We start from the raw sequence: 24375 nt of genomic DNA on the forward strand, positions 1-24375 counted from the left end.
TCAACCGCCCTGAACGCCCTCTTTCGCGTCATTTCCCGGCCTCTCGGCGACGCGGCCCTCAATCCGCGCCGCGGGCCACGGTCTTGGCGGTGAGCACCCCGCGCTGAATGAAGAAAACCAGCGCCGCAACCCCCAGCCCGATCAGATCAGATGTCCAGCCCGCCGCGATCATCGAGATCGCCGCCACCATCGTGACGATCCTGAGCACCCAGCCGATCCTGCCAAAGAGCCAACCCTGCACGCCCGAGGCCAGCAGGTAGATACCCAGCATCGCGGTCAGAAAGACATGCAGGATCTCGAACACCCCGCCCTGCATCAGCATGGCATTGTTGTAAAAGAAGATGAACGGCACGATGAACGCGGCCAGCCCGATCTTGAAACTTTCGACCGAGGTGCGCATCGGATCGGATTGCGCGATCGCCGCCCCCGCATAGGCCGCCAGCGCCACGGGGGGCGTGATCGCCGACATGACCGCGTAGTAGAAGATGAAGAAATGCGCCGTCAGCGGCTCGATCCCCATGCGGATCAGCCCCGGCGCGATCACCGCCGCCGCCACCGCATAGGCCGCCGTCGTCGGCATGCCCATGCCCAGGATGATTGCCACCAACATGGCGAATATCAGCGCCAGAAGCTGGCTCTGCCCCGCCAGCCCCAGCAGCATCGAGGAAAACCGCGTACCCACCCCGGTGAGTGCGATCACCCCCACGATGACGCCCGCCGCGGCACAGACCGCCACCAGTTGCAGCGACATGCGCGCCGCGATCTCCAGCGCGTAGAGCACCTCCTTGACCAGCATCTTGTGCGGCGTGAGCCAGCTTACCACCGCCGCCGCCCCCATCGCCAGCGTGCCCGCCCGGATCACCGAATAGCCCATGAACAGCGCCCCGATCAGGATGATGATGGGAATGAACAGGAATGCCCGGCGCGCAAGCGCCCCGAATTTCGGCAGTTGATCGCGCGGCAGCCCCTGCATGCCCTTCTTCAGCGCCTCCTTGTCCACCATGAAATAGACAGAAGTGAAATACAGCACCGCCGGAATGATCGCCGCGATCACGATGTCGCGGTAGGGAATGCCGGTGATCTCGGCCATGATAAAGGCCCCCGCCCCCATGATCGGCGGCAGGATCTGTCCGCCCGACGACGCCGCCGCCTCGACCGAGGCCGCGGTCTGCGGCTTGTAGCCCACCTTCTTCATCAGCGGGATGGTCAGCGATCCGGTCGAAACCACATTACCCGCCGAGGTGCCGTTGATCATGCCCATCAGCGCTGAGGCAAAGACCGCCACCTTGGCCGGTCCGCCGCGCGCGCCCCCCGCCCCGGCAAAGGCGAAATTCACGAAATACTCGCCCACCCGGCTCGCCTGCAGAAAGGCGGCGAAAGTGATGAACAGGATGATATAGGTCGACGAGATCGCCGTGGTCGGCCCCAGCACGCCATTGTCGGTGTAGATGAAGGCAAAGAACCGCGCCGGATCATATCCCTTGTGAAACAGCACCCCCGGCAGCCACGGCCCGACAAAGCCGTAGACCACGAAAACCGCCACGATGATCACCAGCGCCAGCCCCGCCAGGCGGCGCGTCAGTTCCAGGATCAGGATGATTCCGGCAACCGAGGCCCACATGTCGTTGGGGTGCGGAAAGACCTGCGCGCGAATGCGCAGGAATTCGGCATGGCCGATGATATAGGCCCCGACCACGATCGCCGCCAGCGCCAGCAGCGCGTCCGCAGGCGCAAACCGCGCCCGGTCGCGCGACGGTGCCATCCACGAGGCGATGAGCGTCAGAACCGTCCCGGCGATCAGCGCGTAGCCGAAACTGTAAAGATGCTTTCCCGCCGGTGCCCCGGTCACGACCCGGTCATTCAGCACCAGCATCGCCATAACCTGCCCCAGCGCCAGCAGGATGAGCGCACCACCCAGCCAGGTCAGCAGCCTTTCGGCCATCGAATAGGATTCATCACCGCTGCCGTCCGACACGATCCGCGACGAGAACAGCAGAAAGCCCAGCGCCAGCCCCCCCGCCACATGGCTCAGCCGGTAGATCCACGTCTCGATCGGATAGAGATTCATCGAAACGAGATGAAACGACGTATAGAGAATGCACAGCGTCGCTATCGCGAACCCGAGGCTGCCGGTAAAGACGCGCTGATTGACGGCGATGACCTCGCGGTCCACGCCTTCTGCCAGACTCTCATTTGGATCAATGTCGGACTGTGCCGGAGTTGACGACATGGGGCTGCCTCCCGTTGGGATGTGAAACCGTCGCGCAGGCGGGCGGATTTGCGGGCCGCGCGATGCTTTTGCGTCTTGGGTCGGGGCGCGGTCCGATGCCGCACCCCGATCCTGTCCTGCGTCGGATGACCGACCGATCAGCCTTTCAGCTCATCGGGAATGGCGATACCCTTTTCCTCGTAATAGCGCACCGCGCCGGGATGAAACGGCAGAAAGCCGTTGTTGACCGCATTCTCCGGCACGGTCTCGCTCGCGGCAGAGTGGATCTGCAGCATCCGGTCGTTGTTTTCCATCACCAGCTTGGTGATCTCATAGGCCAGGCTCTCGGGCATGTCGGCATGCGCGACGGCAAAGTTCCACATCGCCACCGTCGGCTGATCGTAGTCATGCCCAGAATAGACCCCGCTCTCGATCACGAAGGGCGACACCGAGGGATGGTTTTCCAGCACGGTCGCCAGTTCCTGCTCGTTGAACCCGAACATCACCACCTTGGCCTCGGCGGTAAGCTGGCTGAAGGCCGGGATCGGCATGCCGGCGGCAAAGGCGAATGCGTCGACCAGCCCGTCCTTGAGCTGGCTCGCGGCATCCGCGGCACCGGTGAACGACGGCGTCGCGTCAACGCCCAGCGTCTCGATGAAACGCGGCCAGTAAGTACCGGGCGTGCCGCCTGCCGGGCCAACCGCCACGCGCTTGCCCCCCAGATCGGAAACCGACTTGATCCCCGAGCCTTCCAGCGCGATCACCTGGAATGCGGTCTTGTACATCGGGAACAGGGCGCGCACATCCTTGTGCTCCAGCCCCGGCGCCAGTTCGCTGACCCCGGTCCATGCCTCATAGGCCGGGCCCATGGTGACCAGCCCGATATTGTGGTCGCCGGTCTGCACCAGGGTCATGTTCTGCACCGGGCCGCCAGTCACCTCGCCCGAGGCATTGAGTCCCAGCTCCTCGCCGATGAAGCTGGCCAGACCGTTGCCATAAACGAAATAGGTGCCGCCCTGGCTGGCGGTGCCCACGGTCAGATCCGAAGGCCAGCCGGTGCGATCCTGGGCCGTGGCCAGCCCGGCGGCCATGACGGCGGATGCGGCCAGAGCCGCGATTTTGGTAAAGCGCATGGTATCCTCCCAAAGGTTTCACGCATATGTAGAACGTCCGGCCCTGCTCCTCTGCGGGGCCGATACGCTGCACATGACAGAGGCACGCGCAGAAGATTGCAAGCGTTTCGCGACCGGCACCACGCCCCTCGCGGTTGTTTGACCAACAGATGTGTAGAAAACCACCCATCTCTGGAAGGTCATGTGTAACCTGCTTCACATTCCGCCCGACCCGGACCCCAGTTTGCCCTTGTCGATGCCGTGACGCCTCAGCTTGTCATAGAGCGTCTTGCGCGACAGCCCGAGGGATTCGTAAACCGGCTTCAGCACCCCCTGATGCCGGATCAGCGCATCCACCAGCAGCCGCCGCTCATGCTCGGCCATCCGTTCTGCCAGCGTGGTGTCGGCGCTTGCCTCCGCCCCCGCCGCCGCCTGTTCCATCAGCCCCAGGGCAAACCGCTCCGCCGCATTGCGCAACTCTCGAACATTGCCCGGCCAGTCGCGCCGCGCCAGTTCCGCCAGCAGTCCGGGCGTGGCCCCGCGCTCGGGCAGGCGATGCCGCGCCTGCGCCTGCGCCAGCAAGCGGCAGAACAGCGCGGGAATATCCTCGACCCGCTCCGCCAGCGGCGGCACCCGCAGGCTGACCACGTTGAGCCGATAGAGCAGATCGGCGCGAAACCGTCCCGCCGCCGCCTCTTCGGCCAGCGGCACGCGGCTGGTGGCGATGAACCGCACATCCAGCGCGATCCGCTCATTGCTGCCCAGCGGTGTCAGCACCCGATCCTCGATCACCCGCATGAGCTTGCCCTGCACCTCCATCGGCATGGCCCCGATATCGTCCAGCAGGATCGTGCCGCCGCGTGCATGCTCGAACTTGCCCATGCGCGCGCGTAACGCGCCCGCGAACGCCCCCGGCGCATGGCCGAACAGCTCGGATTCGATCATTGCCTCCGGCAGCGCAGAGCACGAGATCGCCACAAAGGGCCGCCCGCGCCGGGGCGACAGATCATGCAGCGCCTGCGCCACCACCTCCTTGCCGGTGCCGGTATCGCCCTCGATCAGCACATCGGCATCCGACGGCCCGATCGTGCGCACCCGGCGGCGCAGGTCGATCATCGCCGCCGACCGCCCGACCAGACGGCTCTCCAGATCGTCGGACTGCCCGGCCACCGCGCGCAATCGGCGGTTCTCCAGCACCAGTTGCCGGAACTCCAGCGCGCGCGCGGCAATACCCGCCAGTTGCGCGCCCGAGAACGGCTTTTCTATGAAATCATAGGCCCCCTCGCGCATCGCCCGCACCGCCAGCGGCACATCGCCATGCCCGGTGACCAGCAGCACCGGCACCTCGGGGTCGATCTCATGCACCCGCGTCATCAGGCTCAGCCCGTCGATCCCCGGCATCCTGATATCGGTGATGACAATGCCCTCGAACCCGCTGGTGATCCGGTCCAGCACCGCCTCGCCCGCCGCAAACCCCTGCGCCTCCAGCCCGGCCAGGTCCATCGACTGCAAGGTCGCCCCCCGCAGATCGGCATCGTCATCGACCAGCAGAACCTGCCCGCCACTCATTCCGCCGCCTCCGCCGATGTCCCGTCCGCCTCTGCCGCGCGCAGCCGCAGCACGAATTCCGCGCCCCCCTCGGGCGGATTGCACACCTCCAGCGCGCCGCCGAAATCACGCACGATATTGTAGGAAATCGACAGGCCCAGCCCCAGCCCCTTGCCGACCCCCTTGGTCGAAAAGAACGGATCGAAAATCCGCGCCTGCAACTGCTCGGGCACGCCCGGCCCGTGATCGCGCAGGCTCAGCAGCACCTCGCCACCCGCGCGCCGCGCCATCAGATGCAGCCGCCGGTCCCCGGCCTCTTCGGTGGCATCGAGCGCATTGGTCAGCAGATTGACCAGCACCTGCTGCAACCGCACCGCCCCCGCCGTGACGCTCAGACCGGCAGGCGCAATATCCACGATCAGTTCCGCCCCCGCCTGTTCCAGCCGCCAGCCCAGCAGATCCTGCGCCTCCTGCACCACCCCTTCCAGCGCCACGGGGCGCAGCTTCTGATTGGGCTTGCGCGCGAAATTGCGCAGATGGCGGCTGATCCGGCCCATCCGCTCGACCATCCCCAGAATGTGGCCGATATTCCGCTTCGCCTCGGACAGCTTGCCACGCTCCAGATAAAGACCGGCGTTCTCGGCATAATTGCGCGCCGCCGCCAGCGGCTGATTGAATTCATGGCTAAGTGCGGCCGACATCTGCCCCAGCGCCGCCAGCTTGCCCGCCTGCACCAGTTCGGCCTGCGTGTCACGCAGCCGTGCCTCGGTCGCGGTGCGCTCCTCCACCTCCTGCCGCAGCGCACGGTTCGCTTGCGCCAGCTGCGCCGTGCGCTCCGAAACACGCCGCTCCAGTTGCACCTGCGTCGCCGCCTGCAATGCGATCCGCTCGGCCAGCTGCCGCCGCCGCAGCCAGACGATCAGCCCGGCAAACCCCGCCGCCCCCAGCCCCAGCAGGATCGCCGCCACCACCAGCAACGCCTGCTGCCGCGCCCCCGCCGTGGGGCTGAGCACCATCACCGTCCAGCCTGCATCGGCCATCGCCGCCTGCGTCAGCAGATATTCGGTCTCGGCACCGTCCTCCACCTCCGCCTGCAACAACGAGAACCCGCCTCGCAGATCGCTGCGCGTGGCCCGCACCACGCCCACCTCGGCATTGGCATAGCGCCGCGTCTCGCGGGTCCGCCGCGCCTCCTCGGGGCCAAGCGGAGAGAGCGCCCGGAACCGCCAGTCAGGCCGGTTCGACAGGAACACGATACCTTCGGGGTCCATCACCACGATCCGCAGATCGTTGCTCGCCCAGGCCATTTCGATCTCGTCGAGGTCGATCTTGATCACCAGCACCCCGCGCACCTGGTCACCCACATTGACCGGCGCGCCGAAATAATAACCGCGCTTGTTCGACGTGGTGCCCAGCGCAAAGAACCGCCCCTCGCCGCCGCTGATCGCATCGCGGAAATAGGGGCGAAAGGCGAAATTGCCGCCGACAAAGGAATGCGGCTGATCGAAGTTGCTCGCCGCCAGCGTCACCCCGTCGCGGTGCATCACGTAGATGTCCGACGCACCCAGCCGCCGCGCCGTCTCGCGCAGATACAGATTGGCCTGCCCGACCAGCGCCTGATCCTCCGGGGCGAGCAAGAGCGAACGCACCGCGCGCTCCTCGGCCAGCAGCCCCGGCAGCCGCTCGAACCGCGCCAGTTGTCCGCGCAGGCTGGCCTCGGCCAGCCGCAGCGTGTTCTCGCCGCGCTCCTGCAGATCGCCAAAGGTGATCTGGATCGCCCGCGCATAGATCGCTCCCGCCATGAGGCCCAGCACCACGAGCGCCGCCAGCACCGCCAGCCAGACAGAGGGCACACGCCCTTGGCCGCGCCTCGGCAGAGGTGCGGCGCGCGGATCGGCAGGATCGGCAAGAGATGGCGGCATGGTCAGGCCTTTTTGCAAGGCGCGTCGCATCATCGGCGCGGCGCGCCTTTTGGTTTTCGCCTCTGACCGTGCCCCGGTCAAGCGCCGGGCGCCCCCACCCCTCAGCCGAGGCGCGCCAGCCAGGCGTCGATCCCCGCCTGCGCCACCGCGCGGTCCTGTTCGGGCGTGCCGGAACTGACGCCGATGCCACCCACCACATCGCCGTCCACGCTGACCGGCAGACCGCCGCCCACCGTCATGAACCGCCCGCCGATCGCGGATACGATGCCCCAGACCGGCTGACCCGGCTGGCTCAGCGCGCCATATTCATGTGTCGCCCGCCGCGCGCCCGCGGCGGTGAACGCCTTGTCGATGGCGATGGTGACCGAGGTCAGCTTGCCCCCGTCCATCCGCTCGAAGGCCAGCAGATGCCCCGCCTCGTCGGTGATCGCAATGCACATCGGCACGCCGATCCGGGCGGCATGCGCCCGCGCACCACCCAGAAGAACCCCGGCATCGGCCAGATCAAGCCGGCGAATCGTCATCATTGGTCCACCTCCCCGCGCCGGTCAGACGCAACCGACCGCCCGGCCCAAGTCTCACCCAGCCCCGAGTCGATTGCAACCGCCGCCGGGAAGGGGCCGGTGTCAGGATGATGCGGAACATGGTGCCCAAGGCGAGACTCGAACTCGCACGCCCGCAAAGGCGGAGGATTTTGAATCCTCTGCGTCTACCATTCCGCCACTTGGGCACAGCCCGATCTCTAGCGAAGGGCATTGCCTGCGTCCAGTGGTCCCGGCGGTTTTTTTGATCCCTGCCGCCATTTGCCTTGACCGCGGCGGCTCTGCATGCTGTGTCGCGGCAAATAAGCAAGAGACCCGCCCATGATCAGAGCCTTGTACGACTGGACCCTGCGCATGGCCGATCACCGCCACGCGCTCTGGGTTCTGGCCTTCGTTTCCTTCATCGAAAGCTCGGTGTTTCCGATCCCGCCCGATGTGCTGATGATCCCGATGATCCTCGCGCGCCCGTCGCGCGCCTGGCTGATCGCCACGGTGGCGCTGATTGCATCCGTTCTCGGCGGTCTGCTGGGCTATGCCATCGGCGCCTTCGCCTATCAGGAAATCGGCCAACCCATCCTCGCCGCCCTCGGCAAGGGCGACGCGATGGAAGCGTTCAGCACCCGTTTCAACGATTTCGGCTTCTGGGCGGTGCTGACCGCCGGGGTCACGCCCTTTCCCTACAAGGTCATCACCATCATGTCGGGCTGGACCGGCATGCCGCTCTTTACCTTCGTCGCCACCTCGATCCTGGCGCGGGCGCTGCGGTTCTTTCTGGTGGCGGCGCTGCTGTGGAAATTCGGCGCGCCAATCCGCGATTTCATCGAGCGCCGCCTTGGCCTGCTGACCATTCTCTTTGTCGTGCTGCTGTTCGGCGGCTTTTATGCCACGAGGTTCCTATGACCATGACCCGTCAGAAACAACTGATCCTGCTCGCCGCCTCCGGCTCTGCGGCGCTGATGCTGGGTGCGCTTGCCTTTCAGCACATCGGCGGCATGGCGCCTTGTTCGCTCTGCATCTGGCAGCGCTGGCCGCATGTCATCGCCATCGGTCTCGGGCTCGCGGCTCTTGTGGCGCTGCCGCGCCTCATGGCGCTTGGCGGGCTTCTGGCCGCGCTCGCCACCGCCGCGATCGGCAGCTATCACACCGGGGTCGAGCGCGCCTGGTGGGAAGGGCCATCGACCTGCACCTCCTCCGACACGGCTGGGCTGAGTGCCGAGGATCTCTTTGAACAGATCATGGCCGCCCCCCTCGTGCGCTGCGACGAGGTGGCGTGGGAGATGCTCGGCCTCTCCATGGCCAGCTGGAACATGCTGGCGTCGCTGGCACTTGCCGGGCTGTGGCTCATGGCCCTGCGCGCCCGCTGAGACAGGCCTCAGCTGCCCGATTTCCACGTATTGAGCAGCAGGCTCGTCTCCGAATTCGCGATCCCGTCGAACCGCCGGATCTGCGCAAGCACCCTGTCCAGATCCTCCAGCGTCGGGGTGCCGATCTCGACGATCACATCCCACCGCCCGTTCGTGGTGTGGATCGCGCGCACAGCACTCAGCCCGCCCAGTTGCCGGATGATCCGGTCGGTGCCGCGCCCCTCGATCCCCAGCATCATCAGCCCGCGCACCGGATCGCGCGCCGTATCGCCGCGCAGCACCACCGTGAACCCGACGATATCGCCGCTCGCGCGCAAGCGCTCGATCCGCGCCCGCACGGTCGTCCGCGACACCCCCAGCCCGATCGCCAGATCCGACAGCGAAGCACGCGCATCGTGCCGCAACGCCGAGATCAGTTTCTGATCCACATCATCCATTTCGAAACTTATCCAATCCGATTTGCATAGATATGCCTCGTTTAGCACGAAAGAGCGGCTTCAATTCAACTCGAATCGGCAGCATTCTGGCCGGGACTCACAGAACCGGACGGATCCCCCAATGACCTCGCAAAGCATCATCCTCATCGGCGCCCCCGTCGACAGCGGCAAGGATCGCCGCGGTTGCCTCATGGGCCCGGACGCCTATCGCACCGCGGGCCTGGCCGAGGCGCTGACTGACCTGGGCCACCGCGTCACCGACCGGGGCAACCTTGCCCCTGCCTCCACCATGCCCGACTCGGACATGCCGCGCCATATCCATGCCCCCGCCGAAACTGCCGGCTGGACCGCCGCGATCATGGCGGAGGCAGAAACCGCGATGCAGGACAGCCTGCCGATCTTCTTGGGTGGCGATCACAGCCTCTCGCTCGGCTCTGTCACCGGCGTGGCCAATGACGCCGCCGCCCGCAACCGGCCGCAATTCGTGCTCTGGCTGGATGCGCACAGCGATTTTCACACGCCGCAATCCACCGGCTCGGGCAATCTGCACGGCACGCCGCTGGGCTATGCCACCGGGCGCGCGGGCTTTCACGGCTTTCCGCCCGTGCCCCATCCGGTGCCCGAGGCCAACATCTGCATCCTCGGCCTGCGCTCTGTCGATCAGGCCGAGCGCGAGGCCCTGCAGGCCACGCAGATCCGCTGCCACGACATGCGCGAGATCGACGAACGCGGCATCGCCCGCCCGCTGGCGGAATTTCTCGACACCGTGGCATCGGCCAGGGGCGCGCTGCATGTCTCGCTCGATGTCGATTTCCTCGACCCCTCCTTTGCCCCCGCCGTCGGCACCACCGTGCCCGGTGGCGCCACCATCCGCGAGGCGCATCTGGTGATGGAGATGATCTGCGACTCGGGTCTGATGACCTCGCTCGATCTGGTGGAACTCAACCCCTTTCTGGATGACCGCGGACGCACCGCGCAGGTCATGGTCGATCTCGCCGCCTCGGCGCTTGGCCGTCGCGTCTTCGACCGCCCGACACAGGCTTTCAGCTGAGGATGACACCGATGACCCTCTCCCCCTCCGACAAGGCGCTCGTGCCCTTCGTTTCCGTCGACAACATGATGAAACTGGTCCACCACATCGGGGTAGAACCGATGCTGCGCGGGCTGGCCGACTATATCGAGGCCGATTTCCGCCGCTGGGAACTGTTCGACAAGACGCCGCGCATCGCCTCGCATTCCGCCGAAGGGGTGATCGAGCTCATGCCCACCTCGGATGGCGAGGTCTACGGTTTCAAATACGTCAACGGCCACCCCAAGAACACCCGCGAGGGGCTACAGACCGTCACCGCCTTCGGTCTGCTGGCCAATGTCGGCAACGGCTACCCGGTGCTCCTGTCGGAAATGACCGTGCTGACCGCGCTGCGCACCGCCGCCACCTCGGCCATGGTGGCGAAATACCTCGCCCCGCGCGACGCCGACACCATGGCGATGATCGGCAACGGCGCGCAGTCCGAATTCCAGAGCCTCGCGATGAAGGCGATCTGTGGCCTGAAATCCGTCCGCCTCTACGACATCGACCCCGCCGCCACCGAAAAGGCCGCGCGCAACCTGACCGGCATGGGCCTCGATGTGGTCGCTTGCCGCTCGGCCGAGGACAGCATGGAGGGCGCGCAGATCATCACCACCTGCACGGCGGACAAGCAATATGCCACGATCCTGACCGACAACATGGTCGGCGCGGGCGTGCATATCAACGCCATCGGCGGCGACTGCCCGGGCAAGACCGAGCTTGCCCCCGGCGTGCTGCACCGCTCGACGATCTTTGTCGAATATCCCGAACAGACCCGGATCGAGGGCGAGATCCAGCAGCTTGCCCCCGACCACCCGGTGACAGAGATGTGGCAGGTCATCAACGGCACCGCCAGGGGCCGCACCAGCCCGGAAGAGATCACGCTTTTCGACAGCGTCGGCTTTGCGATCGAGGATTTCAGCGCCCTGCGCTACGTGCGCGATCATATCGCGGGCACCGATCTCTACATGGATCTCGACCTGCTCGCCGACCCCGACGATCCCCGCGACCTTTTCGGCATGTTATTGCGCGCGGGGGGCTGAGGGCAGGCCACCGGGTTGATCCCGCAACGTGCATCTGTCATAGGCGGCAGCAACTTTCCACTTAAACGGTAGTTGCATGAACAATCTGATCGTCACCTCCATCCCGCCGGTCTTTTCCCGCAAGGATGCACAGGGCAACGAGATCGGTGATGATTACCTCACGCGCTGCGTGCAATCATGGCGCGCCTGCGGGTTTGACCCGGTGACCGTCAACTCCGTGAACGAACCGCTGCATCCGCTGATCGACGACCTTGGCGTCAAGGTGCTGCGCGTGCCGCGCGACGCGCGCGCGATCACCGGGCGTCCGCATGTGTTTCTCGGCGACCTGCTCGACGCCGCGCGCACGCTGTCGCGCGAGCGGGTGTTCATCGTCAACGCCGATATCGAACTCGAAATGACACCAGAGGCGCGCGCCCGCCTCGAAACCCTTGGCCCGATGCAGGCCGTGGCCGTGCGCCGACGCGATCATACCGGCGACAAGACCACGGCGGAACCGCCCTATGACTGCGGTATCGACCTCTTCGGGGCCGGGCATGCGGTGCTCGCGGATATCGACTGCGGTGATCTCGTGTTCGGCATGCCGTGGTGGGACCATTTCATGCCCATGATGCTGCTGTGGCGTGGCGCGGATTTCGTGGACAACACAGGCGTGAACGTCTGGCATCTCGATCACGACGGACGCTGGAACAAAAAGCAATATGTCAGCTCAGGGCAGGAATTCATCCGCCTGCTCGACGCGACGCCGCAGAAATTCAAACGCAACCCCGTGGTCGACCGGCACGCGGCGCAACTGATGCGCATCCGGCGCGGCGATTACGGATCGTCCCTGCCGCGCAGGATCGAGGCGCGGCTCTTTGCAATGCTTCTGCCGTTTTCCAAGACGCATACCCGCAGGGTCTTGCGCGAGACCTCGCTCAGCAATACCACCCTTCTCGACAGGATCACGGAGCACCAAACACATTCAAGACCCTAGCAGCGATGCTACCGGGGCTTCAGGCATGGTCATCTGACGGAAAAAGCCGCATCCTGATCATTACATCAGGACAGCATCGCATACCTGTAAAATGAATTGAGAGATCATGGATTTCACCATCATCATTCCGGTCTTTAACGCCGGACCCAAGATCAACCTGACCATCGATAGCCTGCTCGCGCAGACCGCCCTCGCGGCGGGAACGGCGCGTCTCAACTGCCTTGTCGTCGATGGCGGCTCGACCGATGACACGGTTGCCCGCGTCAGGGCCTATGACAACCCGGCCCTTTCCGTGATCTCAGAGCCGGACGAGGGCATGTATGACGCTCTGGCAAAGGGGCTTGCCCGGGCAACCGGCGACGTGACAGGCTATATGCCCGCAGGCGAAACCTATGACCCCCATGCGTTTGCCGTGGTGACCGAGGTGCTGACCCGATACCCGCAAATCCAGTGGCTCACCGGGCAGGAGGTTGTGCGCAACGCGGATCGCCAGATCGTCGGTTGCCGCGTGCCGCATCCGTTCCACCAGCGGTTCTTCGATTGCGGCATGTACGGCACCCTGCTGACGGTGTTGCAGCAGGAAAGCACCTTGTGGCGCACCGACTTCAACCGGCATCTCGATCTGGATCGGCTCCGGACATGCAGACTCGCCGGAGATTATTTTCTCTGGCGTTCGCTCGCGCAACATCACCCGCTTTATGTCATCGACACGCATATCGGTTCGTTCACCGTTGAGCCTGATCAACTTTCTCAACAGATCCCTGGCGCCTACCGCAAGGAGCTTCGCACGCTCAGGCGCCGCCCCTTCACCTGGGAGCGGATCCTCGTGCTGGCCTATCGGTCCTACGTGAAATGCGCTCGTGTGCGCAAGACGGCGCGCCGCATGATCTGCTACAGCTTCGCCCACAACGAATGGCGTCTCACCCGCCTCTGACCCCACCCCATACGGCACAGTCCGGAACCATGCCCGAACCCGGCCCACGCTCAGCGCTTGGCAAGCCGGTGCGGCGCGCGTAACCTGCCGCCATGCTGACGCTTGATCCCGCCGCCTCGCACCTTCTGGTGATCGACTTTCAGGCCCGCCTGATGCCCGCCATCCCCGACGGGCCCGCCCTTGTGCGCAATGCCCGCCGCCTGATCACCGCCGCGCGCCGCCTGCAGGTGCCGATCAGCTATACCGAACAGAACCCGCGCGGCCTCGGGGCCACCCTGCCCGACCTTGCCCCGCAACCCGGCGAGACGGTGCTGGCCAAGATGACCTTCGACGCCTGCCGCAGCGATGCCGTCGCCCGGCATCTCGACGACGGGCGCGAGATCGTCGTCACCGGCTGCGAGGCGCATGTCTGCGTGCTGCAAACCGTTCTGGGCCTGCTCGACGCGGGCCGCCGCGTGCAGGTGGTGGCGGACGCCATCGGGTCGCGTATGGCGCTCAACCGCGACACCGCACTGACCCGTATGGAACGGCACGGCGCGGGGATCGTGACCACGGAAATGGTGATCTTCGAATGGCTCGGCACGGCGGACCACCCCGATTTCCGCGAGATCGTGGCGCTGATCAAGTAGGGCAGGACGGGGGCGGCAGCGCCACAGATGGCCTGATGCTGCCACCCGCGCGGAATCAAGGCGCGGAACGCGCCGCCGCGCGATCGCCGGGCCGTCCGGCGGCCTGGCGATCTTGAGGTGTTGCGCAACACTTCGGAGTCATACGGACTTTGCTCGCATAAAGCGGCAGTTCCCGTCGTTGCTTCGCCAGTCCCCGGCCCGGCGACCGCGCGGCTCATCAGCCGTTGGCCAACGTCCGCATCAGACCCACCCGCACGACACCTACCCCCCCTTCAGCCGCCTGAGCAGAACCACCTCGCTCTCGGGACCGATTGGCGTGAACCAGCTGTCATTGTAGACCCGCCCGTCGATGGACACCGACACGCCGCGCTCCAGTTCCGCCCGCAGGGCGGGAAACCGCTCTCCCAGCCCGTCGAGCAGTTCGCGCAGGTTGCCCGCCTCGATCTCGACCTCGCGCTGCCCCTCCGCCCCCTCGGCCAGCGAACCCCAGAGCCGCACCCGGACCATGTCAGGCGCGCCCGCGCCCCTGCATGGCCGCCAGGATACGCGGCGGCGACATCGGCAGTTGCACCATACGCACGCCCGCCGCCGCCGACACCGCATTGGCGATCGCCGCGAGCGGTGGCACGATGGATGTCTCACCCACCCCGCGCACCCCGTAGGGATGCCCCGGATTGGGAATTTCCAGGATCACCGTGTCGATCATCGGCAGGTCAGAGGCCACCGGGATCCGGTAATCGAGGAACCCCGGATTCTGCAGGATGCCATCCTTGTCATAGATGTATTCCTCGTTCAGCGCCCAGCCGATGCCCTGCACCGCCCCGCCCTGAAACTGCCCCTCGACATAGGACGGATGCACCGCCTTGCCCGCGTCCTGAAACACCGTGTAGCGCAGGATCCTGGTGGCCCCGGTATCGGGATCCACCTCGACATCCACCATATGCGTGGCGAAACTGACACCCGCACCCTCGGCGTTGACCTCGTGATGCCCGGCAATCGGCCCGCCGGAGTTGGACGCAATCGCCGCGATCTCCTTTAACGTCATCGGCGGGAATTTTCCCGCGTTGGGACCGGCGGGGCGCGCCGCCCCGTCCTCCCATTCGACCGCGTCCTCGTCGATGCCCCACACCATCGCCGCACGGCGGCACATCTCGCGCTTGGCCGCGCGCGCGGCTTCAATCGTCGCAAGCCCCACGGCAAAGGTCACGCGGCTGCCATCGGTCACCTCGTTCTGCCCCAGCGATCCGGTATCGGCAATGATGGTGCGCACCTGATCATAGGGAATCCCCAGTTCCTCCGCCGCCATCATCGTCATCGACGCGCGCGACCCGCCGATATCGGGATTGCCCTCGGACACGTTCACCGTGCCGTCGGGCGTCACATTGAGGCTGACACAGGTATCGCCGCCGAAATTGAACCAGAAGCCACAGGCCACACCCCGCCCCTGATTTTCACCCAAAGGTGCTTTCCAGTGCGGATGCGCCCTGGCCGCCTCCAGCGTCGCCTTGAGACCGATCGCCGGATAGGTCGGGCCATAAGAGGCCCGCGTGCCCTTATCCGCACCGTTCATCAGCCGCACCTCCAGCGGATCGAGACCGAACCCCTTGGCCAGTTCGTCAATCGCGCTCTCCACCGCAAAGGCCGCCATCGGCGCGCCCGGCGCGCGATAGGCGGCGGCCTTGGGCCGGTTCGTCACCACGTCCCAGCCGACGGTTTTCACGTTCTCCAGATCATAGGGCGCAAAGGCCGACATCGACCCCATATCGACCGGCGACCCCGGATAGGCCCCGCCCTGATAGCGCAACTCGGCAAAGGCGGCGGTGATCTTGCCGTCCTTCCTCATCCCGATCTTCACGTCGATCGAGGTGGATGCCGTCGGCCCCGTGGCGCGCAGCACCTCGGTCCGGCTCATCACCATCTTGACCGGACGGCCCGCCTTTCTCGACAGCATCAGCGCGACGGGTTCCAGAAACACGGTCGTCTTGCCGCCGAACCCGCCGCCGATCTCGCTTGCGGTCACCCGCAACTGCCCCTGTTCCATCCCCAGAATGGCGGCACAGGTGTTGCGCACCATGTAATGCCCCTGCGTGCAGACCCACAGATCGGCCTGCCCGTCCGGTCCCATCGTGGCCAGACAGGCATGCGGCTCGATATAACCCTGATGGGTGGCGGCGGTGCGATAGATGCGCGTCACCACGCGGTCGGCGCGTTTCAGCCCCGCCTCTATATCGCCATGCCCGAATTCCACGCGGGAAATCACGTTGCCCGACATGCCGCCGGGCACGGTTTCCTGCTGCCGCCCCTCGTGCAGCACCGACGCGCCGGGCCGCATCGCCGCATCCACATCGGTGACACTTGGCAGCACCTCGTATTCCACCTCGATCAACCGCAGCGCCTTGCGCGCCACCGCCGCCGAATTCGCCGCCACGGCAGCCACCGCATGCCCGTCATAAAGCGCCTTGGCCCCGGCCATGCAGTTGTCCATGATATCGGCCACATGATCCGGCACATCACCGAAATCGGCGCGCGTCACCACCGCCTTGACGCCCGGCAGCGCCTCGGCCTTCGACGCATCAATCCGCAGGATCCGCGCATGGGCGTGGGGCGAGCGCAGAATGCGCCCGGTCAGCATCCCAGGCGCCACGATATCGGCCCCGAACCGCGCGCGGCCGGTCACCTTGTCGATCCCGTCGGGTCGGTTGGGCCGCGTGCCCACAACCTTGAAATCGCGTGTCTTGCCGGTCTGATCCAATGCCATTATGAGGCCCTCCGCATATCCGCCGCCGTTTCCATCACGGCGCGGATGATCTTGTCATACCCGGTGCAGCGGCACAGATTGCCCGCCAGCCAGTAACGCACCTCTTCCTCGCTCGGATCCGGGTTGCGCTCCAGCAGCGACTTGGCTGCCACCAGAATCCCCGGCGTGCAGATGCCGCATTGCAGCGCCGCCATCTCGATGAATTTCTGCTGCAACGGGTGCAACTGATCGCCCCTTGCCATGCCCTCGATGGTGGCCACCTCGCGGCCCTCGGCCTCGGCCCCCAGCATCAGGCAGGAACAGACCAGCCGCCCGTCCACCAGAACCGAGCAGGCGCCGCAATCGCCGGTGCCGCAGCCCTCCTTGGTGCCGGTGAGGCCCAGCCGGTCGCGCAGCACATCCAGCAGCGTGTCCTCGGCATCGCAGAGGAAATCGGTTTCGTCGCCGTTGATCGTCGTCGTCACATGTATCCGGCTCATGCCTTCTCTCCTTTCGCGCGCGCCTCTGCGATCACCGCCGCGCGGCGGGCCAGAACGCCCGACACATGGCGGCGGAAATCGACCGTGCCGCGCTTGTCGTCAATCGGCGTGGCCGCCGCCGAACAGGCCGCCGCCAGATCGGCCAGCGCCGCCTCGTCCAGCGTCCGGCCCCGGATCGTCTCTGCCGCCGCCTCGACCAGAATCACCTTTGGCCCGACCGCGCCCAGTGCCACCCGCGCCGCCGAAACCTTGCCGCCCGCATCGAGGCTCAGCGCCACGCCACAGCCGACCACGGCAATATCCATCTCGGTGCGCGGGATGAACCGCAGATAGGCGTCGCCCGACCGCTCCCCCCGCGCGGGCAGGAACACCGAGGCGATGAACTCGCCCGGTTCCAGCGCCGTCTTGCCGGGGCTTTTGGGCACGTCGATGACGGCCAGATCGCGCATGCCCTTGGGGCCCGCGATCCGCGCCACGGCACCCGCCGCCACCATCGCCGGCACGGAATCCGCCGCAGGCGAGGCATTGCACAGATTGCCCGCCAGCGTGGCCCGTCCCTGCACCTGAGTCGAACCGATCAACGCCGCCGCCTCGACCACCCCCGGCCAGGAGGCCGCAAGCCCCGCATGTTCGCTCATCTCGGCGCCCGAAACCGCCGCGCCGATGCGCCAACCGCCACCCTCGGCGGTGATTTCCTTCATCCCGGCGATCCGCTTGATATCGACGATCACCTCCGGCTCGACCATCTCGGCGCGCAGCTTGACCAGCAGGTCGGTGCCGCCCGCCAACACATGCGCGCCTGCCCCTGCCGCCAGCAGCCTGACGGCATCGTCGATGCTCTGTGGTGCCTCGTATCGCATTCCGGCTGTCCTTTCCCTGTAACGGGCCCCGCGCGCCATTGGCAGACTCAGGCCCCTCTTCGCCCCGACTATCCCGCAACTCGCGGCGGGACGCAAACCGCTTGATGCCGCCCGGTCGCCGCAGCCCGGCGCGGCTTGAAAAATGCCACATCACCGCACCATCCGGGCACCAAAACCGCCGCATTTCCCCGGCACACTCTCTCGGTCATCCCCCGTCACGAAACCGCAGAGCCACAGCATGACCGACCCCGCCGATCCGCCCGAGCGCCAGACGCCACAGCCCCGGCATGCGCTCCTGTTCGAACTGATCCGCCAGCGCGGCATGGCGCAATCGGTCAACCGGCGGATCGCCCGCACCGCAACACCCGACCCGGCCGACCTGTCGCATTTCGCCGTCATGGCCGCCCGCTCCCTGACCCGCGCCGATGCGACCGGCGCCCGGCTCTGACCTCAGCCGCGAAAGCCGGTGGCGACCACGAACTTCTCCGAACTGTCCGAGCGCGACGCCGGCGGCTTGACATTGGCCACCTTCTCGAACCGCTGTTTCAGCAACTTCTGCAATTCGCCCTCGGCCCCGCCCGCCAGCACCTTGGACACGAATGTGCCGCCCACTTCCAACACGTCGAACGCCAGGTTCGCCGCCGCCTCGCACAGCGCGATGATACGCAGGTGATCGGTCTGCTTGTGGCCCGAACTCGCCGCCGCCATATCCGACATCACCACATCCGCCTTGCCGCCCAGCCACTCCCTGACCTTTTCGTCGGCGTCATCCTCCATGAAATCCAGTTGATGAATCTCGCAGCCGGGGATCGGCTCCACCTCCTGCAGATCGACGCCCAGAATGCGCCCCACGGCCTTGCCCGGCCTGTCGCCCAGCGCATTCACCCGCGCCGCCGCCACCTGACACCAGCCGCCCGGCGCACAGCCCAGATCGACCACCCGCGCGCCCGGCACCAGAAAGCGGAACTTGTCATCCAGCTCCATGATCTTGAACGCCGCACGCCCGCGGTAGCCCTCGGCCTGCGCGCGCTTGACATAGGGATCGTTGAGCTGACGCTGCAACCACCGCGTCGAGGACGACCTGCGCCCGCGCGCGGTCTTGACCTTGACGGTCAGATCGCGCTGTCCGCGCCCCGATGTATTCCTGCCATCCGGTCCCTTGGCCATCATGCAACCCCATCCGTCAATACACCATCCGCCGCCATCTGCGCATAGAGCATCCCTTCGCGCAGACCGCGATCCGCCACCGACAGACGATCCGTGGGCCAGCACCGCAGCAGCGCCTGCAAGATCGCCGCCCCCGACATGATCAGCGCCTGCCGGTCCTGTCCAATGCGCGGATCGCGCCGGCGCCCGACGGGACCAAGCGCCAGATAACTACGGATCACCCGGTCGATCTCGTCACTGGTCATGGTCAGCCCGTCCACCTTGTTGCGGTCATAGCGCTTCAGCCCCAGATGACTGGCCGCGACGGTCGTGACCGTGCCGCTGGTGCCCACGATCTGGAACCCCTCACGCTTCTGCTCGTCCTTGTAGGGCGCGAATTCCGCCAGGTTCTCCTCGAAGAACCAGCTCATCAGCGCGAACCGCGCCGCGTCATCCGCCACATCGCGGAACTGGTCACGCAGCGTCGCCACCCCCAGCGGCACGCTGATCCAGTCCACCACCCGCGCCGGGGGCAAACCCTCCTCGCAACTGTGAAACCCCAGGTGCATCCGCATGATCGCGCGCCGCCGCGCATGATGCGGCACCGCCGTCAGGTCGATCCACACCAGCTCCGTCGAACCGCCGCCGATATCCACCACCAGCAACTGATCGGTGCGCGGATTGACCAGCGGCGCGCAGGAGACCACCGCCAGCTGCGCCTCTTCCTGCGGCGCGATGATATCCAGCCGCAGCCCGGTCTCGCGCTCGACCCGCGCCATGAACTCCACGCCATTGCTGGCGCGCCGGCACGCCTCTGTCGCCACCAGACGCATCCGCTCGACCCGGTGCCGCTTGAGTTTCTGCTTGCAGACCCGGAGCGCCTGGATGGTACGGAATATCGCCGCCCGCGACAGCTGGCCCGAGCCTTCCAGCCCCGCTCCCAACTGCACCGACTTCGAAAAGCTGTCCACGACCTTGAACTGACTGCCCCTGGGCTGGGCAATCAGCATCCGGCAACTGTTTGTTCCCAGATCCAGCGCCGCATATAGCGGACCCTGATCCGGCAGGCTCAGTGCGGGGCTCTCAACCGGTTTCGGGATCGCGCCCGCACTTTCGGGACGCTTGGGCGCCATAGCAAAACGCCCTCCATTTCAAGTTGAGGCCAGAGTAATGTCATTGGCCTGACCGCGCAAGCCTTGCGAGCGCTCGATAACGATGATGAATAATTTTCGCATCCACCCCCTGTCGTGTTGTCCGCAGGCTCCGGCTATGCTGCGCAGGTCGCATGACGCATCCGTTCTGTCGAAATCGTGCCCTTGCCAGGGCATCGCCTGCATTAGGTAGAAGCCACGAAGGAAAAGGAATCATCCATGGTTGACGTCACCATCGTCTACTGGCGGGACATCCCCGCCCAGGTCATCGTCGGCAAGGGCCGTCGCGGCAGCAAGGTGCAGCTGCCCGAACGGTTCGAGCAGGCGATCGACCGCGCGGCGATGAAAACCGGCGCGGCAGGCACCGATGCCTACCTCGCCGAGTGGCGCAAGGCCGATCCCTACCCCGTCGAAGGCGAGCCCGACGCCGTCGCCCAATCCGAGGCGGCCCGGCTCGATGCAGAGTATGATCAGGAGCGCATCAAGGCCCTGATTGCCAATAATGGCTGGGCATGAATGCGCCCCGGATCGCTATGGGAGGCCGCTATGGCTTTGTTGAACTTCAGAAAGCGTGAAAAATTCACCCCCGCCAATGCCCAGCTCGAGGCCTTCCTTGAAGGTTACTCCATCGAGGTGATGCCGCGCACCGCCGAAAAGGTCGAGAATTTCCGCGACCTGCTGCCCGAGGGCACCCGCGTCTACATCGCCCATATCGAGGGCACCCCGATCGAGGACATGGTCGCCACCGCCGCCCGTCTGGCGCGCGACGGCTATCCCGTGATGCCGCATTTCCCGGCCCGCATCATCCGGGACCGCGCCACGCTGGCCGACTGGATCGCCCGCTATCAGGGCGAGGCGGGCGTCGATCAGGCACTCCTGCTCGCGGGCGGCGTCACGCAGCCGCATGGTGAATTCCACTCATCCATGCAACTGCTCGAATCCGGCGAATTCGACCGCGCGGGCTTCAAGCGGCTGCACGTCGCCGGTCACCCCGAGGGCAACCGGGACATCGACCCGGACGGCAGCATGAAGAACGTCGAGGACGCGCTGCGCTGGAAACAGAAATTCTCGGAAACCACCGACGCCAAAATGGCGCTTGCCACGCAATTCGCCTTCGAGGCCAAGCCGATCATCAAATGGGCCGACAGCCTGCGCGATGCGGGCATCACCCTGCCCATCCATATCGGCATCGCCGGTCCCGCGAAACTGCAGACCCTCATCAAGTTCGCCATCGCCTGCGGCGTCGGTCCCTCGCTCAAGGTGCTGCAAAAGCGCGCCATGGACGTGACCAAGCTGCTGCTGCCCTACGAGCCGACCGAGGTGTTGACTGAGCTTGCCGCGCACAAGGCCGCCAATCCCGACTTCAACATCGAGCATGTCCATTTCTTCCCGCTGGGCGGAATCAAGACCAATGCCGAATGGGCCATCGCCAATGGCGGCGGCGCCGCCACCCCTGCAAACGCATCCTGAAGGACCGACCATGACCCGCACAATCGTCGAGAGCAAAACCAAAACCGCCATCATCGGCTTTGACCAGCCGTTCTGCGTCATCGGCGAACGTATCAATCCCACGGGGCGCAAGAAACTCGCCGCCGAGCTTGAGGCGGGCGATTTCTCGACCGTCGAATCCGATGCCATAGCTCAGGCCGCCGCAGGCGCGACCGTGCTCGATATCAACGCGGGCGTGGTCTACAACTCCAACCCCAACCCGAACGAGACCGAACCGCCGCTGATGACGAAAATGATCGAGCTGGTGCAGGGCCTCGTCGATCTGCCGCTCTGCATCGACAGCTCGGTTCCCGCGGCACTTGAGGCGGGGCTGAAGGCCGCGCATGGCCGCCCGCTGCTCAACTCGGTGACGGGCGAAGAGGACCGCCTCGAATACGTCCTGCCGCTGGTCAAGAAGTACAACGTGCCGGTCGTGGCCATTTCGAACGACGACACCGGCATTTCCGAGGATCCCGACGTGCGTTTCGCCGTGGCGAAAAAGATCGTCCGGCGCGCCGCCGATTTCGGCATCCCCGCGCATGACATCGTGGTTGACCCCCTCGTCATGCCCGTCGGCGCCATGGCCACCGCCGGGCTTCAGGTCTTTACCCTCGTGCGCCGCCTGCGCGAGGAACTGGGCGTCAACACCACCTGCGGCGCCTCCAACATCTCGTTCGGCCTGCCCAACCGGCACGGCATCAACAACGCCTTCCTGCCCATGGCGATGGGCGCGGGCATGACATCCGCCATCATGAATCCCATCGCCCTGCCGGTGAAACAGTCCGAAATCGAGGCGAAAAAGGCCGAGGTCGCCGCCACCGGCCTGATCCTGCCCGACGACATGGACGACGAGACCTTCTGCCAGATCTTCGGCCTCGGCAGCACCAAACCCCGCGCCGGCAAGGAGATGGAGGCGATCATGGCCGCCAATTTCCTGACCAACAACGACCCCCACGGCGGCAACTGGATCAAGTTCAACAAGGCTCCGCCCAAACCCGGTGACGAGGTCCGCGCCGGCGGCCGCGCGGGCAGCCGCAGCCGTCGCAGGGCGTAAACGTTGACGTGAACCTGCAAAGCCCCGCCGAAAGGCGGGGCTTTTTGGTTTGGGGATCGTTTCTGCCTGACATGAAATTTGTGTCTGGCACCAACGCGCGGAGCAAAGGCGCGGAACGCGCCGCCGCGCGATCGCCGGGCCGTCCCGCGGCCTGGCGATTTTGAGGCGTAGTGCTACGCTTGGAGGTTATACGGGCTTTGCTGGCATAAAGCGGCAGCTACAACCGTTGCTTCGCCAGTCCCCGGCCCAGCGACCGCACGGCTCCCCTCTCAGCCTCCAAGCAGCGCCCCTCTCACGCCAGCCCGATATCGCGCGCCAGCATGGCCGCGTGGGTGCGGTTCCTTGCCCCCAGCTTTCGCGACATCGTCTTGAGGTGCAGCTTGACCGTGACCTCCTGGATATCGAGGTCTCGGGCGATTTCCTTGTTGGACTTGCCCTCGGAAATCCCGACCAGAACATCGGTCTCGCGCGGGGTCAGGCGGATCTGGTGCGCCTCATCCCCGGCATCGCTCAGGAAATCGAGCGGCGTATATATCTCGCCCGCCAGCATGTGCCGGACGGCGGCAATCAGCGATTCCGGCCGTAGCGTCTTGGGCAAAAATCCCGCCGCGCCCGCGCGCAGCGCCCGCCGCGCCACATCCGGCGGCGCCGTGCCTGACAGGATCGCCACCGGGCACCCGGCCCGCGTCCGCATCGCCGCCAGTCCTGACAACCCGTCCATGCCCGGCATCAGATAATCCAGCAGCACCAGATCGAACACGCCGCCGCGTTCACAGAGCTTCAGCGCGGTGCTGAACCTGCTGCAACTATCCACCGTGAACCGCCCGTTCGCGCGCAGGAAATCCGCAAGCGTTTCCCGGACCAGATCGTGGTCATCAACCAACAGGATTCGGTTCATAATTTCGGACTTCACCAGCATCATCCAGCAAAACAAAGCACCTGATTAGCATGTGATCCCGGCTGTGGCAATCACATGATCAGAGCGCAGGATCAGCCTCACGAAACCTGCATAAACGCTATTCGCCTGTATAGGGGTATGGATTCTGCCGGAAAATACGTAAAGTTGCAGAGAGTCACCCGCAGGATATCCATGTACAGACGCGCACTGACCTCCGGATTTCTGGCCGCTGCCCTTGCGGCCCTGGCCCGGCCATCCATGGCCGCGACCGCAGATGATGCGTTCTGCGTGATCATGACGATCACCTACGACATGCCGCGCAACGACCAGACGGGGGCGATCACCCTGACCGAAGATCAGATCCGCGACCTGCCCCGGCTCACTTTCAACACCACGACGATCTGGACCAGCGGGGTGCAGAAATTCACCGGCGTGCCGCTCCGGGCGCTGCTCGACCATTACGGGCTGGAGGGGCGCGAGATCGTGCTGAGCGCCGCCAACGACTACCGCATCACCATCCCGATGAGCGAAATCCGCACCGACGCACCGATGATCGCCTACGAACGCAACGACAGGCCGATGAGCCTGCGCGATTACGGCCCGCTCTGGCTGGTCTACAACTACGACGGCGACGCGGCCAACCGGACACAGACTGTCTTTTCGCGCAGCATCTGGCAACTCGACCACATCACCGTAAAGCGCTAGACTGGTGCGGATCTTCTTCTGAAAGTAACCGAAATGCCCTGGCCAAGGCCGCGG

Annotated in this window: 25 protein-coding genes and 1 tRNA gene; 12 read left to right on the forward strand and 14 right to left on the reverse strand. The window is 65.6% G+C overall.

What is annotated here, in order from left to right:
* Nucleotides 1-58 precede the first annotated feature (58 nt).
* The 6 genes from BSG08_RS05555 to BSG08_RS05580 form a co-directional block, all read right to left on the reverse strand.
* Nucleotides 59-2230, reverse strand: a complete 2172-nt coding sequence (locus BSG08_RS05555; RefSeq protein WP_093033397.1) for a TRAP transporter permease — start codon at nucleotides 2228-2230, stop codon at nucleotides 59-61.
* 137 nt (nucleotides 2231-2367) lie between these two features.
* Nucleotides 2368-3342: a TAXI family TRAP transporter solute-binding subunit gene (locus tag BSG08_RS05560; protein ID WP_093033400.1), complete on the reverse strand. Its 975-nt coding sequence runs from the start codon at nucleotides 3340-3342 to the stop codon at nucleotides 2368-2370.
* A 195-nt stretch (nucleotides 3343-3537) separates the two neighbouring features.
* Entirely contained in the window at nucleotides 3538-4890 is a 1353-nt protein-coding gene (locus BSG08_RS05565) for a sigma-54-dependent transcriptional regulator (protein WP_093033403.1), read from the reverse strand.
* Nucleotides 4887-6791 (reverse strand): sensor histidine kinase, encoded by a 1905-nt coding sequence (locus BSG08_RS05570; RefSeq protein ID WP_217649878.1) that lies wholly within the window; start codon nucleotides 6789-6791, stop codon nucleotides 4887-4889. Before BSG08_RS05570 ends, BSG08_RS05565 begins: the two co-directional genes overlap by 4 nt.
* A 101-nt stretch (nucleotides 6792-6892) precedes the next feature.
* Nucleotides 6893-7318 carry a GlcG/HbpS family heme-binding protein gene (locus BSG08_RS05575; protein ID WP_093033405.1) on the reverse strand — a complete coding sequence of 142 codons (426 nt, stop codon included), beginning with the start codon at nucleotides 7316-7318 and terminating at the stop codon, nucleotides 6893-6895.
* Nucleotides 7319-7435: 117 nt separating this feature from the next.
* Nucleotides 7436-7521 (reverse strand) — tRNA-Leu (locus BSG08_RS05580).
* A 133-nt stretch (nucleotides 7522-7654) separates the two neighbouring features.
* Here BSG08_RS05580 and BSG08_RS05585 point away from each other — a divergent pair.
* Together BSG08_RS05585 and BSG08_RS05590 are read left to right on the forward strand one after the other, a co-directional pair.
* Nucleotides 7655-8233 carry a YqaA family protein gene (locus BSG08_RS05585; RefSeq protein ID WP_093033408.1) on the forward strand — a complete coding sequence of 193 codons (579 nt, stop codon included), beginning with the start codon at nucleotides 7655-7657 and terminating at the stop codon, nucleotides 8231-8233.
* A 2-nt stretch (nucleotides 8234-8235) separates the two neighbouring features.
* Nucleotides 8236-8697 (forward strand): disulfide bond formation protein B, encoded by a 462-nt coding sequence (locus BSG08_RS05590; RefSeq protein WP_093034240.1) that lies wholly within the window; start codon nucleotides 8236-8238, stop codon nucleotides 8695-8697.
* An 8-nt stretch (nucleotides 8698-8705) separates the two neighbouring features.
* On the opposite strand, the gene BSG08_RS05595 is transcribed toward BSG08_RS05590, so the two are convergent.
* Nucleotides 8706-9134: an Lrp/AsnC family transcriptional regulator gene (locus tag BSG08_RS05595; protein ID WP_093033411.1), complete on the reverse strand. Its 429-nt coding sequence runs from the start codon at nucleotides 9132-9134 to the stop codon at nucleotides 8706-8708.
* A 121-nt stretch (nucleotides 9135-9255) separates the two neighbouring features.
* On the opposite strand from BSG08_RS05595, the gene rocF reads away from it, so the two are divergent.
* From rocF to BSG08_RS05620, 5 genes are all read left to right on the forward strand, one after another.
* Nucleotides 9256-10185 carry an arginase gene (gene rocF, locus BSG08_RS05600; RefSeq protein ID WP_093033414.1) on the forward strand — a complete coding sequence of 310 codons (930 nt, stop codon included), beginning with the start codon at nucleotides 9256-9258 and terminating at the stop codon, nucleotides 10183-10185.
* Nucleotides 10186-10196: 11 nt separating this feature from the next.
* On the forward strand, nucleotides 10197-11246 hold the full coding sequence (locus BSG08_RS05605; protein WP_093033417.1) for an ornithine cyclodeaminase: 1050 nt from the start codon (nucleotides 10197-10199) through the stop codon (nucleotides 11244-11246).
* Between the two features lie 76 nt (nucleotides 11247-11322).
* Nucleotides 11323-12219, forward strand: coding sequence for a hypothetical protein (locus BSG08_RS05610; RefSeq protein WP_093033420.1), 897 nt, complete (start codon nucleotides 11323-11325; stop codon nucleotides 12217-12219).
* A 106-nt stretch (nucleotides 12220-12325) separates the two neighbouring features.
* Nucleotides 12326-13153, forward strand: coding sequence for a glycosyltransferase (locus BSG08_RS05615; RefSeq protein WP_093033423.1), 828 nt, complete (start codon nucleotides 12326-12328; stop codon nucleotides 13151-13153).
* 92 nt (nucleotides 13154-13245) lie between these two features.
* On the forward strand, nucleotides 13246-13782 hold the full coding sequence (locus BSG08_RS05620) for an isochorismatase family protein (protein ID WP_093033426.1): 537 nt from the start codon (nucleotides 13246-13248) through the stop codon (nucleotides 13780-13782).
* Between the two features lie 261 nt (nucleotides 13783-14043).
* Here the strand turns inward: BSG08_RS05620 and BSG08_RS05625 are convergent, their stop codons facing one another.
* Genes BSG08_RS05625 through BSG08_RS05640 form a run of 4 tightly spaced genes read right to left on the reverse strand, consistent with a single transcriptional unit; the run spans nucleotide 14044 to nucleotide 17879 of the window.
* Nucleotides 14044-14289, reverse strand: a complete 246-nt coding sequence (locus BSG08_RS05625; RefSeq protein WP_093033429.1) for a MoaD/ThiS family protein — start codon at nucleotides 14287-14289, stop codon at nucleotides 14044-14046.
* Between the two features lies 1 nt (nucleotide 14290).
* A complete protein-coding gene (locus BSG08_RS05630) occupies nucleotides 14291-16540 on the reverse strand; it encodes a xanthine dehydrogenase family protein molybdopterin-binding subunit (protein WP_093033432.1) in 2250 nt (749 codons plus the stop codon).
* Nucleotides 16540-17019 (reverse strand): (2Fe-2S)-binding protein, encoded by a 480-nt coding sequence (locus tag BSG08_RS05635; protein ID WP_093033435.1) that lies wholly within the window; start codon nucleotides 17017-17019, stop codon nucleotides 16540-16542. The genes BSG08_RS05630 and BSG08_RS05635 overlap by 1 nt, the downstream gene beginning before the upstream one ends.
* Nucleotides 17016-17879, reverse strand: coding sequence for an FAD binding domain-containing protein (locus BSG08_RS05640; RefSeq protein WP_093033438.1), 864 nt, complete (start codon nucleotides 17877-17879; stop codon nucleotides 17016-17018). Before BSG08_RS05640 ends, BSG08_RS05635 begins: the two co-directional genes overlap by 4 nt.
* A 238-nt stretch (nucleotides 17880-18117) precedes the next feature.
* On the opposite strand from BSG08_RS05640, the gene BSG08_RS05645 reads away from it, so the two are divergent.
* Nucleotides 18118-18327 carry a hypothetical protein gene (locus BSG08_RS05645; protein ID WP_093033441.1) on the forward strand — a complete coding sequence of 70 codons (210 nt, stop codon included), beginning with the start codon at nucleotides 18118-18120 and terminating at the stop codon, nucleotides 18325-18327.
* A 2-nt stretch (nucleotides 18328-18329) separates the two neighbouring features.
* Here BSG08_RS05645 and BSG08_RS05650 read toward each other — a convergent pair whose 3' ends face one another.
* Together BSG08_RS05650 and BSG08_RS05655 are read right to left on the reverse strand one after the other, a co-directional pair.
* Entirely contained in the window at nucleotides 18330-19046 is a 717-nt protein-coding gene (locus BSG08_RS05650) for an RlmE family RNA methyltransferase (RefSeq protein ID WP_093034243.1), read from the reverse strand.
* Nucleotides 19046-20158 carry a Ppx/GppA phosphatase family protein gene (locus BSG08_RS05655; protein WP_093033444.1) on the reverse strand — a complete coding sequence of 371 codons (1113 nt, stop codon included), beginning with the start codon at nucleotides 20156-20158 and terminating at the stop codon, nucleotides 19046-19048. Before BSG08_RS05655 ends, BSG08_RS05650 begins: the two co-directional genes overlap by 1 nt.
* A 237-nt stretch (nucleotides 20159-20395) precedes the next feature.
* On the opposite strand from BSG08_RS05655, the gene BSG08_RS05665 reads away from it, so the two are divergent.
* Genes BSG08_RS05665 through BSG08_RS05675 form a run of 3 tightly spaced genes read left to right on the forward strand, consistent with a single transcriptional unit; the run spans nucleotide 20396 to nucleotide 22718 of the window.
* Complete coding sequence (locus BSG08_RS05665) at nucleotides 20396-20692, forward strand: virulence factor (RefSeq protein WP_093033450.1); 297 nt, start codon at nucleotides 20396-20398, stop codon at nucleotides 20690-20692.
* Nucleotides 20693-20722: 30 nt separating this feature from the next.
* The gene (locus BSG08_RS05670; protein ID WP_093033453.1) at nucleotides 20723-21646 is read left to right on the forward strand and encodes a methylenetetrahydrofolate reductase; all 924 of its coding nucleotides are present in this window, start codon (nucleotides 20723-20725) and stop codon (nucleotides 21644-21646) included.
* 10 nt (nucleotides 21647-21656) lie between these two features.
* Nucleotides 21657-22718, forward strand: coding sequence for a methyltetrahydrofolate cobalamin methyltransferase (locus tag BSG08_RS05675; protein WP_093034246.1), 1062 nt, complete (start codon nucleotides 21657-21659; stop codon nucleotides 22716-22718).
* Between the two features lie 292 nt (nucleotides 22719-23010).
* On the opposite strand, the gene BSG08_RS05680 is transcribed toward BSG08_RS05675, so the two are convergent.
* Nucleotides 23011-23616: a response regulator transcription factor gene (locus BSG08_RS05680; RefSeq protein ID WP_093034249.1), complete on the reverse strand. Its 606-nt coding sequence runs from the start codon at nucleotides 23614-23616 to the stop codon at nucleotides 23011-23013.
* A gap of 192 nt (nucleotides 23617-23808) precedes the next feature.
* On the opposite strand from BSG08_RS05680, the gene BSG08_RS05685 reads away from it, so the two are divergent.
* Nucleotides 23809-24321, forward strand: a complete 513-nt coding sequence (locus tag BSG08_RS05685; RefSeq protein ID WP_175544703.1) for a putative pterin-binding protein — start codon at nucleotides 23809-23811, stop codon at nucleotides 24319-24321.
* The last annotated feature ends 54 nt before the right edge of the window (nucleotides 24322-24375 follow it).

This window comes from Roseovarius azorensis, from assembly GCF_900109455.1.
Taxonomy (GTDB): Bacteria; Pseudomonadota; Alphaproteobacteria; order Rhodobacterales; family Rhodobacteraceae; genus Roseovarius; species Roseovarius azorensis.

Bases quoted from the DNA above. Each gene is read 5' to 3' on its own strand.
- BSG08_RS05555 (WP_093033397.1), bottom strand. From the start codon at position 2,230: ATGTCGTCAACTCCGGCACAGTCCGACATTGATCCAAATGAGAGTCTG.
- BSG08_RS05560 (WP_093033400.1), bottom strand. From the start codon at position 3,342: ATGCGCTTTACCAAAATCGCGGCTCTGGCCGCATCCGCCGTCATGGCC.
- BSG08_RS05565 (WP_093033403.1), bottom strand. From the start codon at position 4,890: ATGAGTGGCGGGCAGGTTCTGCTGGTCGATGACGATGCCGATCTGCGG.
- BSG08_RS05570 (WP_217649878.1), bottom strand. From the start codon at position 6,791: ATGCCGCCATCTCTTGCCGATCCTGCCGATCCGCGCGCCGCACCTCTG.
- BSG08_RS05575 (WP_093033405.1), bottom strand. From the start codon at position 7,318: ATGATGACGATTCGCCGGCTTGATCTGGCCGATGCCGGGGTTCTTCTG.
- BSG08_RS05585 (WP_093033408.1), top strand. From the start codon at position 7,655: ATGATCAGAGCCTTGTACGACTGGACCCTGCGCATGGCCGATCACCGC.
- BSG08_RS05590 (WP_093034240.1), top strand. From the start codon at position 8,236: ATGACCCGTCAGAAACAACTGATCCTGCTCGCCGCCTCCGGCTCTGCG.
- BSG08_RS05595 (WP_093033411.1), bottom strand. From the start codon at position 9,134: ATGGATGATGTGGATCAGAAACTGATCTCGGCGTTGCGGCACGATGCG.
- rocF (WP_093033414.1), top strand. From the start codon at position 9,256: ATGACCTCGCAAAGCATCATCCTCATCGGCGCCCCCGTCGACAGCGGC.
- BSG08_RS05605 (WP_093033417.1), top strand. From the start codon at position 10,197: ATGACCCTCTCCCCCTCCGACAAGGCGCTCGTGCCCTTCGTTTCCGTC.
- BSG08_RS05610 (WP_093033420.1), top strand. From the start codon at position 11,323: ATGAACAATCTGATCGTCACCTCCATCCCGCCGGTCTTTTCCCGCAAG.
- BSG08_RS05615 (WP_093033423.1), top strand. From the start codon at position 12,326: ATGGATTTCACCATCATCATTCCGGTCTTTAACGCCGGACCCAAGATC.
- BSG08_RS05620 (WP_093033426.1), top strand. From the start codon at position 13,246: ATGCTGACGCTTGATCCCGCCGCCTCGCACCTTCTGGTGATCGACTTT.
- BSG08_RS05625 (WP_093033429.1), bottom strand. From the start codon at position 14,289: ATGGTCCGGGTGCGGCTCTGGGGTTCGCTGGCCGAGGGGGCGGAGGGG.
- BSG08_RS05630 (WP_093033432.1), bottom strand. From the start codon at position 16,540: ATGGCATTGGATCAGACCGGCAAGACACGCGATTTCAAGGTTGTGGGC.
- BSG08_RS05635 (WP_093033435.1), bottom strand. From the start codon at position 17,019: ATGAGCCGGATACATGTGACGACGACGATCAACGGCGACGAAACCGAT.
- BSG08_RS05640 (WP_093033438.1), bottom strand. From the start codon at position 17,879: ATGCGATACGAGGCACCACAGAGCATCGACGATGCCGTCAGGCTGCTG.
- BSG08_RS05645 (WP_093033441.1), top strand. From the start codon at position 18,118: ATGACCGACCCCGCCGATCCGCCCGAGCGCCAGACGCCACAGCCCCGG.
- BSG08_RS05650 (WP_093034243.1), bottom strand. From the start codon at position 19,046: ATGGCCAAGGGACCGGATGGCAGGAATACATCGGGGCGCGGACAGCGC.
- BSG08_RS05655 (WP_093033444.1), bottom strand. From the start codon at position 20,158: ATGGCGCCCAAGCGTCCCGAAAGTGCGGGCGCGATCCCGAAACCGGTT.
- BSG08_RS05665 (WP_093033450.1), top strand. From the start codon at position 20,396: ATGGTTGACGTCACCATCGTCTACTGGCGGGACATCCCCGCCCAGGTC.
- BSG08_RS05670 (WP_093033453.1), top strand. From the start codon at position 20,723: ATGGCTTTGTTGAACTTCAGAAAGCGTGAAAAATTCACCCCCGCCAAT.
- BSG08_RS05675 (WP_093034246.1), top strand. From the start codon at position 21,657: ATGACCCGCACAATCGTCGAGAGCAAAACCAAAACCGCCATCATCGGC.
- BSG08_RS05680 (WP_093034249.1), bottom strand. From the start codon at position 23,616: ATGAACCGAATCCTGTTGGTTGATGACCACGATCTGGTCCGGGAAACG.
- BSG08_RS05685 (WP_175544703.1), top strand. From the start codon at position 23,809: ATGTACAGACGCGCACTGACCTCCGGATTTCTGGCCGCTGCCCTTGCG.